This is a genomic window from Rheinheimera sp. UJ63 (assembly GCF_021568285.1).
Taxonomy (GTDB): Bacteria; Pseudomonadota; Gammaproteobacteria; order Enterobacterales; family Alteromonadaceae; genus Alishewanella; species Alishewanella maricola.
Window position 1 is genome coordinate 681,934 of the sequence record NZ_JAKGTQ010000002.1, and the last position, 11,646, is coordinate 693,579.

The 11,646-nt window shown below is 43.5% G+C and carries 8 protein-coding genes; 7 read left to right on the forward strand and 1 reads right to left on the reverse strand.

Features of this window, described 5'->3' with window-relative positions:
• Position 1 precedes the first annotated feature (1 nt).
• From L1N97_RS17025 to L1N97_RS09230, 7 genes are all read left to right on the forward strand, one after another.
• Positions 2-1,978 (forward strand): methyl-accepting chemotaxis protein, encoded by a 1,977-nt coding sequence (locus L1N97_RS17025; protein WP_329605548.1) that lies wholly within the window; start codon positions 2-4, stop codon positions 1,976-1,978.
• A 2-nt stretch (positions 1,979-1,980) separates the two neighbouring features.
• Positions 1,981-2,808, forward strand: a complete 828-nt coding sequence (locus L1N97_RS09205) for a CheR family methyltransferase (protein WP_236129575.1) — start codon at positions 1,981-1,983, stop codon at positions 2,806-2,808.
• Complete coding sequence (gene cheD / locus L1N97_RS09210; protein ID WP_229585715.1) at positions 2,805-3,422, forward strand: chemoreceptor glutamine deamidase CheD; 618 nt, start codon at positions 2,805-2,807, stop codon at positions 3,420-3,422. The genes L1N97_RS09205 and cheD overlap by 4 nt, the downstream gene beginning before the upstream one ends.
• A gap of 2 nt (positions 3,423-3,424) precedes the next feature.
• A complete protein-coding gene (locus L1N97_RS09215) occupies positions 3,425-4,474 on the forward strand; it encodes a protein-glutamate methylesterase/protein-glutamine glutaminase (protein WP_236129576.1) in 1,050 nt (349 codons plus the stop codon).
• 54 nt (positions 4,475-4,528) lie between these two features.
• The gene (locus tag L1N97_RS09220; protein ID WP_229585713.1) at positions 4,529-5,221 is read left to right on the forward strand and encodes a response regulator transcription factor; all 693 of its coding nucleotides are present in this window, start codon (positions 4,529-4,531) and stop codon (positions 5,219-5,221) included.
• A gap of 45 nt (positions 5,222-5,266) precedes the next feature.
• Positions 5,267-8,476 (forward strand): PAS domain-containing protein, encoded by a 3,210-nt coding sequence (locus L1N97_RS09225; protein WP_236129577.1) that lies wholly within the window; start codon positions 5,267-5,269, stop codon positions 8,474-8,476.
• Between the two features lie 339 nt (positions 8,477-8,815).
• Positions 8,816-10,465, forward strand: coding sequence for a phosphoethanolamine transferase (locus L1N97_RS09230; protein WP_236129578.1), 1,650 nt, complete (start codon positions 8,816-8,818; stop codon positions 10,463-10,465).
• Between the two features lie 7 nt (positions 10,466-10,472).
• Here L1N97_RS09230 and L1N97_RS09235 read toward each other — a convergent pair whose 3' ends face one another.
• Complete coding sequence (locus tag L1N97_RS09235; protein ID WP_236129579.1) at positions 10,473-11,363, reverse strand: WYL domain-containing protein; 891 nt, start codon at positions 11,361-11,363, stop codon at positions 10,473-10,475.
• Positions 11,364-11,646: the final 283 nt, after the last annotated feature.

An 11,646-nucleotide genomic window follows, 5' to 3' on the forward strand; every position in this document is an offset into this window, starting at 1 on the left:
CATGAAATATTTAAATTGGTTTAACAATAACACCGAGTTAACCGCTGAACGTGATCGTTATTATCAAACGCTGGAAAATAGCGCTAATGCTTTTATGATTGCCGATAACGATCTGAATATTATTTACGTTAATAAATCGGTGGTGTCATTATTAACCGATGCTGAGGCCGATATTCGCAAAGAACTACCGCAGTTTTCTGTGAAAAATTTAGTGGGCACCAATATTGATAACTTTCATAAAAACCCCGCGCATCAGCGTAATATGTTATCGCGTTTATCACAAACCCATACTTCGCAAATTAAAATTGGTCGCCGCACCTTTAAATTGTTTTTAAGCCCGATCATCGATAATCAAAATCGTCACTTAGGTACCTCAGTAGAATGGATTGATTTTACCCAAACGCTGATTAATGAGGTAAATGCTAAGCGTATGATGACTGCGCTGCATGGCACCACCACCAATATTATGATTGCCGATGCCGAACGTAAAATTATTTATATGAACACCTCGGTTGAAGCGATGTTGCGCCGGCAAGAAAGTGAATTACGTAAAGCCTTACCGCATTTTGCTGTAGATAAAGTGATCGGCAGCTCTATTGATATCTTTCATAAAAACCCCGCTCACCAAATGAATTTACTGGATAAATTAACCGGCACGCATGAAGCACAAATTAAAGTTGGACGTTTGCATTTTAAATTAGTTGCTAATCCTATTTTTGATGGCGAAACGCGTTTAGGAACCAGCGTCGAATGGTTAGATCGTACAGCCGAAGTTGAAGCGGAAATTGAAGTTTCGTCCTTAGTGGAAGCTGCAGGTAAAGGTAATTTTACTAAACGTATTGTTGTTGAAGGTAAAGAGGGCTTTATTTTAAGTTTAGCCGAGCGCTTAAATGCTTTGATGGAGGTGTCGGGTACCAGCTTACAAGAACTGGCGGACATGTTAAATGCATTAGCCGATGGTGATTTAACCAATCGTATCGAAACCGATTACAGTGGTACTTTCGGTGAGTTAAAAGACTTCTCTAACAGTACGGCTGAAAAACTTTCGCAGATGATCAGTGAGATTGCTGAAGCTGCCGATACGATTAAAACAGCCAGTGAAGAAATTGCTACCGGCAATGCTGACTTATCAAGCCGTACCGAAGAGCAGGCTGCCAGTTTAGAACAAACCGCATCCAGTATTGAACAGTTAAATAGTACGGTACGGTTAAACTCAGAAAACGCCAATCAAGCCAGTACCTTGGCTTCGAGTGCAACCAAGGTAGCCTCTGAAGGTGGCGATCTGATTGATCAAGTCACTAAAACCATGGCGCAAATCAAAGAATCGTCAGAGAAAATAGCCGATATTATCGGCGTGATTGATGGCATTGCCTTTCAAACTAATATTTTGGCATTGAACGCGGCGGTAGAAGCCGCAAGAGCCGGCGAGCAAGGCCGAGGTTTTGCCGTGGTCGCCTCTGAGGTGAGAACCTTAGCGCAGCGTTCGGCCAATGCGGCCAAAGACATTAAAGGTTTAATATCAGACTCTGTCAGTAAAATTGCTAATGGTAATGCGCTGGTCGATAAATCCGGTGCCACCATGAAAGAAATTGTGGTGTCGATCAAGCGGGTGAACGACATTATGTCAGAAATTGCTGCCGCATCAGCAGAGCAAGCTGCGGGAATTGATGAAGTCAGTAAGGCCGTATCGCAAATGGATGAAGTAACACAGCAAAATGCCGCCTTAGTAGAAGAAGCTGCGGCAGCTGCTGAGAGCATGAGCTCACAAGCCTCGCAATTAAGCTTAAATGTGGCGTCATTTAAAATTTTAGGCGCGCCTGAGCCCAGAGCCATTGGTTTAACAGCAAAGGCGGCACCGAAAAAACAGCTGGCAGCACCTTTAAAAAAAGCGACTAAGTCGCCGGTAAAAGTGGCAAAACCGGAGCCGAAAGCGTTAAAAGCTAAGCCGTCGGATGAAGATGAATGGAATGAATTTTAACTATGGTTAATGAGGCAAGGGAATTTAGTTTTGACGCGGCAGATTTTGAAGCTATTCGTCGCACCTTGTATCAGCTGGCCGGCATTAAGTTAAGCGACTCAAAACAACCCATGGTGTACAGCCGTTTGAGTCGCCGCTTACGGGCCTTAAAAATGGCCTCATTTCGCAGTTACTTGCGTTATTTAGCCGAGCATAAGGCCGAAACTGAAAACTTTATTAATGCCTTAACAACCAATTTAACAGCGTTTTTTCGTGAGCCGCATCATTTTGATATGTTAGAGCAGTACCTAAGACGGCACCCTGAAGTGAAAAACATTTGGTGTGCCGCCAGCAGTACCGGTGAAGAGCCTTATTCTATTGCTATGACAGTGGCAAAAGTGAAGCAACGATTTAATACGGGGATAAGCATTATCGCCTCCGACATCGATAGTAAAGTGCTAGCTCAGGCCAAAACGGCTATTTACACCGAGGATAAAGTTGAGCGCGTGCCATTAGAGTACAAAAAGCAATTTTTTCAACGGGGCAGTGGCCGTAATGCGGGCTTAGTCAGGGTAGTACCCGAGCTAGCGAAAACGGTACTGTTTCGGCAAATTAATTTATTAGACAAACAATGGCCAGTACGAGGACCACTCGACATTATTTTTTGCCGTAATGTAATGATTTATTTTGATAAACCTACTCAAGAGCAGTTATTGGCTCGGATGATTTCGTTATTGTCACCCACTGGATTGTACTTTGCTGGGCATTCAGAAAATTTTAGTCATTTAAAGGATTTGGTGCATCCTGTGGGCAAAACCACCTATCGCGCTGCACAGGAAACCATGGCATGACGTCGCAACGCGAAGAATTAGTTGATGGCATTAACAGTTATTTTGACACGCAGTTTAAGCGCGAGGCGGTAAAAATACTGCCAGGTGAGTACTTTGCTACACGCAAAGATCCCGTGATTGTGACGGTATTAGGTTCTTGCGTGGCGGCATGCTTACGCGATCCGGTGGCAAGAGTGTCGGGGATGAATCATTTTTTATTACCAACCGATACTAATATTAGCGCACAAGGTATCGCTGATTCAGCGCGTTATGGCAATTTTGCGATGGAGAAGTTAATTAACGAAATGTTGAAGCTAGGTGCGCAGCGTGAAAGGTTACAAGCCAAGGTGTTTGGTGGGGGCAATGTGCTAAAAGGTTTAACCATCAATAATGTGGGGGAACGTAACGCCGAGTTTATTTTAGATTATCTGGCGATTGAAAATATCACGCTGTTAAATGCGGATTTACTCGATTGTTATCCACGCAAAGTTTACTTTTTCCCAGAAAGTGGCAAGGTTTCAGTTAGAAAGATTAAATCATTAAACAACACCACTATTTTGGATCGGGAAAGTTTATATCGCTCGAAGTTACGTGAAATTGTTAGAGCAGGTGATGTTGAGTTATTTGAGGAGTGAGCATGGCGATAAAAGTACTGATTGTCGATGATTCTGCGCTGATCAGGCAGTTACTTTCCGCTATTGTGCAAACCCAACCCGATATGGTGGTAGTGGGCGCGGCAGCGGATGCTTATGCGGCCAGAGATATGGTGAATCAATTTGCCCCGGATGTGATCACGCTAGATATTGAAATGCCGAAAATGGACGGCTTAACCTTTTTAGATAAATTAATGCGCGCCAGGCCAACACCGGTGCTCATGGTGTCAACGCTCACGCGAGAAGGCGCCGATGCCACCTTGCGGGCTATTGAGTTAGGTGCAATTGATTACATCGCTAAGCCTTCCGTCGGCATTGCCGAAGGCATGCAGCAATACAGTGGCATGATTTTAGAAAAAATCAGAATGGTTGCTGCGGCTAAGGCTAAACAAACAAAAACACGCAGCGGCACAAGTAAACCGCAACATCTGAGTTACAGCAGTACTGAAAAAATTATTGCCATAGGCGCCTCAACGGGCGGCACCGAAGCCATTAAAGAGGTGTTAATTGATTTACCCTCAAACTCGCCGGGTATTGTGATCACCCAACATATGCCGCCGGGATTTACCCGAACCTTTGCCGAACGTTTAAATAAACTGTGTCAAATCAATGTGAAAGAAGCTGTGAATGGCGAACGTGTTTTGCCAGGGCATGCTTATATTGCTCCAGGCGATTTGCATATGTTAATTGAACGCAGCGGTGCTGATTACCGCATTAAACTTGATGATGGTGAGCGGGTTACTGGTCATAAGCCTTCGGTTGATGTCATGTTTGGCTCGTTAGCGCGCAGCGCGGGGGCAAACGTGTTGGCGGTGATTTTGACCGGCATGGGTAAAGATGGCGCCAAAGGGATGCTGTCATTATTTCAGCAAGGTGCCTTTACTGTGGCACAAGATGAAGCGAGTTGCGTGGTATTTGGCATGCCAGGTGAAGCGATAAAGGTTGGGGGTGTCAAAGTGATCAGCCCTTTAGCTGATGTCGCCGAGGTGGTGGTTAGCCAAATTCAACGTATGGGCAGTGGCAACCGTTTATAGCGCCACAGACACGCGCTGTTACCGTGTAATAATGTACAGCAAAAGGATTACACCATGAAAGCAAAGCATTTGTTATTAACTGATGATGATTATCAGTTTGGTATTGCCTTGCAGGCCTATTTAGACGCTTTGGGTTACCGTGTAACGTATTGTCAAAACGCGGCGGATACCTTAAGCATGCTCGATAATATTAAACCTGATCTTTTAGTGTTAGATCTGAGCTTACCCGATGAAGATGGCTTATGTTTATTACGAAAATTGCGTTACAGCCAACAATTACCGGTGATTATCATCAGTGGTCGAACTGATATAGACGATAGGGTGGCCAGTTTAGAGTTAGGTGCAGACGATTATTTAGTTAAGCCGTTCTCGCCTCGTGAATTAAGTTTGCGCATTGAGCGGCGTTTAGCACTGACTGCACAACATCAAAATCCGGTAAAAGCGACAGTTTTACAATTTGGTGATTGGCGTTTAGATATTGAAGCGCACGATTTACAGGATCAAGAGGGTAAAGTGCAACCGCTAACGCCGAGTGAGTTTCAGATCCTGAAGTTACTCGCCAGCAATCCGAACAAGGTGTATTCCAGGCAGCAATTACTCGACAGTTGTTTAAAACTTGAAACGGCAGAGTCGGAGCGGGCGGTGGATATTAGTATCAGCCGGCTTCGTAAAAAAATTGAACAAGACAGTCGCACGCCGAAGCTATTAATTACGGTGCGTAATTTTGGCTACAAGTTAGTGGTTTAACTGGCAACACTACGCTGGAAGCGTACCCATTTTAAAGGGTTTATTATGTTTAAACGCATTAGTTTGAAAGCCTATCTCTCTATTTTGTGGCTCAGTATCAGTGGCATAACCTTTTGTTTTATTGCGCTGACCATGATTTCAGTGAACAACAGTTCATTACAACAAGTACAACAGAACTTACATGAAAATATGGCCAGTCAAATTCAACAAAAAATTGGTTTGATGCTACGCAATTCTGAATCGGTACTCGAGTTTAACCAACAAGAAATTAAAGTGATCTTAGCCCAAGCCACTCGTTCTGACTTAACCGCATTAACTGAGCTTTTTTTCAATCAAATACAGTCTTTTGAATATATCGATGGCATTTTTTTTGGTACGCCAGACGGCCTGTTTACCGGTTACAGCAGAATAGGTATTGATGATATTCAATTAATGCAAGTTACACCGGATAGCAAGGGCGCTATAGAGTTTTACGATACGCACAACAGCGGCAAAATAAACAATCTGATGACGCGACGTAACGAGTTTATGACAACAAAGCGGCCTTGGTATTTAGATGCTTTAAACAGTGATAGCCCGGTGTGGGGCAAGATGTTTGTCTACCATGCTTACGATCGTTATGCTTTACCGTTAAGTACGAAGATTTATGATAAAGAGCAGCAATTAGTGGGGGTGTTTGGTCTTAATTTGTTCGTCGATTTTATTGATGACATGTTAAAGCAATTATTATTGCATGCTAGTGATCGCGCCGTCATTATTGATTCTGCTGGGCATATTATTAGTCATTCTTCATTAACGGCGCTGCGCACCACTGAATTATCTTTTACTCAGGATAAATTTTTAAGTCGGGTTAATGAGGCTTACCAACAACACCACCAACAAGCGTTAAATCTGGCTAATCAGACTGATTATTTTACGATAGAGTACGATCAACAAGCCTATTCGATTAGCATTAATACGATTAATATAAACGACGATTATCGCTGGATTGTTATTAATGCCTTTGATAACAGCGAGTATTTAGTGCCATTAAAAGCACAGCATCGTAAAGCGCTATTCGGTTTGGTTATCTTGTTTTTACTTTCCTCTGCACTCATTTTATTAACGATCCAGCGTTTAGCTAAAGCCTTTGCTCGAGTGAATAACTATATTAGTCAGGTGGCCGTGCGCAATGAGCAGGGATTGCTGGCGCTGTCTATACCCAAAGTGATACCTCATTCTAGTTTGATTGAAATTAAAGTGATCGAACTTGCCTTTGCCAAGCTGACGCAACGTTTGGCGCAATCTTTACAGCAACAAAATACGGATATTGATGAAATTAATCGTTTGGCCAAAGTAGTCCAAAGCACCTCGGATATGGTGGTGCTGTGCAATAAAAATGGACAAATTGAATGGGTAAATGCCAGTTTTGAACGTTGTACCGGATATTCGTTATCCGCTTGTAAAGGCCAACATCCTGGTTTGTTGTTGCAGGGTGTTGATACGGATAAACAGGTCATTAAACAAATCTCCGCTGCGTTACATGCCAAGGATGTATATAGAGGCCGCTTAGTCAATTATACCGCCGATAACAAACCTTATTGGGTAGAATTAACCATTCATCCGCTGCTGGATGCGCAAGGGAATATTAAAGAATACTTTTCATTACAACGTGATATTACCCAGCAAGTTAATTTTGAAAACGAATTAAGTATCTGGAAGCAAATCTTTCATAGCGCGCGTTGGGGCATTGCCATTTCGCGTGGTGAAACCGGCATTATTGGCGAGCATAATCCGCATTTTGCTTATATGTTGGGCTATAAAATTGGCGAGCTGAAAGGCCATGTGCTTAAAAATATTTATAGCGAGGAAGAGCATGAGAAAATACCACGTTTTATTAAACGTGTGGCACTAGAGGGCTTTGTATCCTTTGAATCCGTTATGGTTAAAAAAGACGGCACGCATATCCCGGTTATCGTCAACGTCTCCCAAGTTAATAACAAAGAGGGTAGCGAATGTTTTCGTGTAGCCAATATTCAAGATTTGACCGAGATCCGCGCTTTAGAAAAACAGTTACGTGAATCGAATAAACTTGAAGCGCTAGGTGCGTTAACCCGTGGCGTAGTGCATGATTTTAATAATATTTTGGCAGCATCCATTGTTAATGCAGATATGTGCCAACTATTACTGGAGAAGTCGGGCATTAAAACGGATCCCAAAGTACATGACGCTTTAGATAATATTGTGGCGGCCTCTGAACGTGCTGCAGAATTAATCAACCAGATCTTGTTATTCTCACGTAATGAGCAGGAAGAAAAAAGTACGGTATCACTGATCAAGGTACTTAAAGGCGTAGAAACACTCATTTCAGCTAATCTTGCCAGTAATATCGAGTTATCCATCAGTAATCATTCCGGTGATGGTATGTTGAATTTGCGCGGTAATCGCTCGCAGTTACATCAGCTGTTTATCAATTTACTCAGTAATAGCATTGATGCGATTAAACATGGCGGTAAAGCGAAAGGTCATTTAAATATCAAGCTGTACATTGTTGATCACACCGATTTCTTTGCCCTGTCGAGCTTCGACTTTTGGGTGAAAATAAGGGTTACCGATGATGGCTGTGGCATCAGTAAAACTGTTATGGATAATATGTTTGAACCGCTATTTACGACTAAGGCCGAAGGTAAGGGTACGGGGCTTGGGCTGTCATTAGTACAAAATATTGTGAGTAATCATCAAGGTTTTGTGCGCTGTGAATCTGAAGTCGGTGTGGGTTCAGAGTTTACTGTTTATTTACCTTACGAGCGTTTTAATCAGTTAAATAATGACGCGCCTGCGACTACCGATCGAGAAAACCATCAAAGCCGGACGGGGTTAACGGTGTTAGTGGACGATAATGCGGATTTTCTGATCACGCTTGGTCAGTTATTAGAGCGCCAGCAAATTGATAATAAAGGCTTTACCTCGCCTTCGATTGCTTTGGCCTTTTTTAAACGACATGCCGCTGATATTTCATTAGCCTTTATTGATTACAGCATGCCCGAAATGAATGGTATCGATTTAGCCAATGAGTTGCGTTTACACAATGCAAATAGTTTTATTGTGCTGGTTTCTGGTAGTTATCCTGAACAGCTATCTGAAGCGATGGATCAAGGCATTATAAATAGCTTTATTATGAAACCATTATCCTTTAATCGGGTATTAAATGCGGTAGAAGAAAGCCTGAGTTGGAAGCAAAAGCAGGCCGACATGCCGCAACAACCGAAAACCTAGCTCTGGTACTTTTCGTTAAATTTAAGGGGGCTTAGCGAAAGTGTAGGCTGATCACACCGACTTACCCTAAGCCTGACCGATAAGGAGAGCGGCGCTTTTATTGGTTTAACGCTGCTGTTGTTGCGCGGTATTTTCTTTAAATTTAACGCGCAAACTGCCTTTGCTTCATCCTGCAACTTCAGTCTCTCTTAAGTAAGCTGCTCTAAGCTGCGCGGTATTCGGTGCTCAGCAGCTGCCCGATGCTGTGTTTTACCACAACGGCTAGGTGTTAGCTGAGCCATCAGCTTAGCTCGGTGTTTCAGCGCCGAAAAACATGGCAAGGTTTTAAGAGGGGTCAATATGGCTGAAGCGGCATTAACGATAAATCATACAACCTTTAGTTTACGGGCACTACAACATGCCTGGCATCCGTTATGGTTTGCCGTATTAATGGCCATGGGCATGACCTTCATGTTAAACGCGCCTTTTTTATCCGCATTACAAGCCAAGGTGCCAGGCCAATATGTGTTACAAGCATTTTTACTTAGTATGTTGCTGTTACTTAATTTGTTGTTATTGGTTTTGTTGAGTGTTAATCGATTACAAAAGCCTATTTCAATCGCTCTGTTTGCTTTAGGGGCCATCAGTCTTTACTTTATCGATAATTTTGGCATCGTTATCGATAAAGCCATGTTACAAAATGCTATCGAAACCGATGCAGCCGAAGCACAAGGGATCTTGTCATTAAACCTGTACTGGCAGGTGATCACTATTATGTTGTTTCCGCTTCTGGCCAGCGCCTTGATTAAAATACGGCGATTGCCCCGTATGCAATGGCTTAAGCATTGGCTGCTGTGTTTAGTGTTAATGATGTTGGCTTTAAGCAGTATCGTGGTGGTGGAATATGCACAGCTCGCGCCTTTTTTTCGCAATAACCGTGAAGTTAAACATATGGCATTACCGTTAAGTACGGTGTCTGCTGCGGTATCCATGGGAAATACTTTGCTGCAACAACAATTTCCAACAGAGTTTACTTTGCTTGGGCAAGATGCGGTGCGCGTGCCTTATGCTGGGCCAAGCAAACCGCGGTTAATTATCATGGTGTTAGGCGAAACCGCCCGAGCTGATCATTTTCAATTAAACGGTTATCAGCGCGCCACTAACCCTAAATTAAGTCAATTACCGGTATTTAGTTTTCAGCAAGTGAGCTCTTGCGGCACAGCAACGGCACATTCGGTACCCTGTATGTTTTCGAATATGGGCAGACAACACTATGACGAACGCATAGCTAAAAACAGCAGTAATGTGTTGGATATTTTGCAGCGCAGTGGCGTAGCGGTAACGTGGTTGGATAATAATTCAGGCTGTAAAGGGGTATGTGATCGGGTGGCCACTGAATGGTTATTTCAACAGCAGCAGACACAATGGTGTCACGATGGTCAATGCCTCGACCGCATTTTAGTACCTGCCGTGGAAGCACAACTGGCGCAGCATATCACCGCTGATCGGTTGATTGTCTTACATCAGCTGGGGAGCCATGGCCCAGAGTATTTTAAGCGAAGTGCTGAGCAAGATAAGCATTTTTTACCCGAATGTGGCGATAAGCAATTACAACTGTGCGATCCCAGCAGCATAATCAATGCTTACGATAACAGCATTGTTGCCACAGACCAGTTATTAGCCGACTTGATTGACCGCTTACAACAACAAACCGCTTATCAAACGGCGCTGTTTTATGTGTCAGATCATGGTGAGTCTTTAGGTGAGAGCGGCGTCTATTTACATGGGTTACCCTATTTTATGGCGCCCGACGCACAAACACATGTGCCACTGATTTGGTGGATGTCGCCCGATTATGCAACTGCGCATACACTTACCGCAAATTGTTTGCGGGATAAAGAAACCGAGCCTTACAGTCACGATAATGTATTTCATAGCTTGCTGGGTATGTTTAATGTGCAAACTGCGGTGTATCAGCGCGATAAAGATATGTTTCAAGGCTGTGTGTAAATCAACGCTAAAAGGCGTGTAAACGCACCTCTGCTAGGTTAGCGACCATAATTTGTTGCGCCTCGGGCCTGGCATCTAATTTATGTAAATCCAGATTCAGCGCTTGGACAACATAAGGTACTAAAGCTGAACGCGCCGTGATAATCCGTTTACCTGCGATCATATGGTAATCTTCAGCGATAATACTTTGCTGATAAGCGCTTAAACGCGAGTCAGGGACCAGCACGATATCGACGGTATTTTGCCAGCGCTGATCTTGCTCACGGCGCATATTGGCATCACCTTCAACACCATTAATGCCCCGAAAACGACTGAGCACAAAGTCACGATAATCTCGGTTTTTCTCACAATAAGCACGCACATGCCAGCGCAGTGGTGTGCATACCAAGGTGTGCGGCGCAATGATGCGGCTTTCTTCATCGGGTGATGATAGCGACACATAACCCATATCAATTTTTTTACCCTCGCGTGCCGCTTGCACCAAAGTACGTAAGATCTCGGGTTTCACCTGGCGCAGCGGTGGCGTGAGTATTTCGGTATGGGTAAAGCCTAGATCAAGTTGGGTAAAGGTATGCGAAAAATCTTGTGAACTGGCCAGTGCATGTAAATACTCGTCGGCGAGGCCACGTGTAACTTTCGGGCTAAATTCGGCAGTAGGTTTATAGCCTTTTAACTTACTGTCATACACCAGATTGTTTGGCGCGATTTCACGTAAATAAGTATTAATGTCTTTTGACGCTTGTTGGCGAGCGATACCAAAACTGTTACACAAATGATTGGTCGTGAGCCGACCTTCCCATTGCGCCACAATTTCAATCAGCCGATAACGCATCAGTAATTCCCAACGTAGCGGCCAATTTTCGGTGGGCGCTGATACAGCAGTAGCGTTAGATAGCATAAAAGTCCTTTTCAAATGCAACTGATCTGTCTGCAAAGCAGACACCACTAAATGGGCTAGGCTAAACGATGCTCGTTTAAAATGGCATGTGCTTGCGCTAACCTGGTGACAACACTGTCGGTATTTAAATCGCAGCGTTTTAACAAAAATAATACTGGTAAACAAGATACACTAAATCAGCAAAACACCCTATGCTGCCTGCATAAATCACTTTATCCTTACAAGCCCTTCCAAATGTTCAATTTGGGTGTTGGTTTCACGCAGGTTGGCTAAACGAATAAGC

What these genes read in the sequence shown, in the direction of transcription:
- L1N97_RS09225 (WP_236129577.1), top strand. Translation starts at nt 5,267, where the DNA reads ATGTTTAAACGCATTAGTTTGAAAGCCTATCTCTCTATTTTGTGGCTC.
- L1N97_RS09220 (WP_229585713.1), top strand. Translation starts at nt 4,529, where the DNA reads ATGAAAGCAAAGCATTTGTTATTAACTGATGATGATTATCAGTTTGGT.
- L1N97_RS09215 (WP_236129576.1), top strand. Translation starts at nt 3,425, where the DNA reads ATGGCGATAAAAGTACTGATTGTCGATGATTCTGCGCTGATCAGGCAG.
- L1N97_RS09235 (WP_236129579.1), bottom strand. Translation starts at nt 11,363, where the DNA reads ATGCTATCTAACGCTACTGCTGTATCAGCGCCCACCGAAAATTGGCCG.
- cheD (WP_229585715.1), top strand. Translation starts at nt 2,805, where the DNA reads ATGACGTCGCAACGCGAAGAATTAGTTGATGGCATTAACAGTTATTTT.
- L1N97_RS09205 (WP_236129575.1), top strand. Translation starts at nt 1,981, where the DNA reads ATGGTTAATGAGGCAAGGGAATTTAGTTTTGACGCGGCAGATTTTGAA.
- L1N97_RS17025 (WP_329605548.1), top strand. Translation starts at nt 2, where the DNA reads ATGAAATATTTAAATTGGTTTAACAATAACACCGAGTTAACCGCTGAA.
- L1N97_RS09230 (WP_236129578.1), top strand. Translation starts at nt 8,816, where the DNA reads ATGGCTGAAGCGGCATTAACGATAAATCATACAACCTTTAGTTTACGG.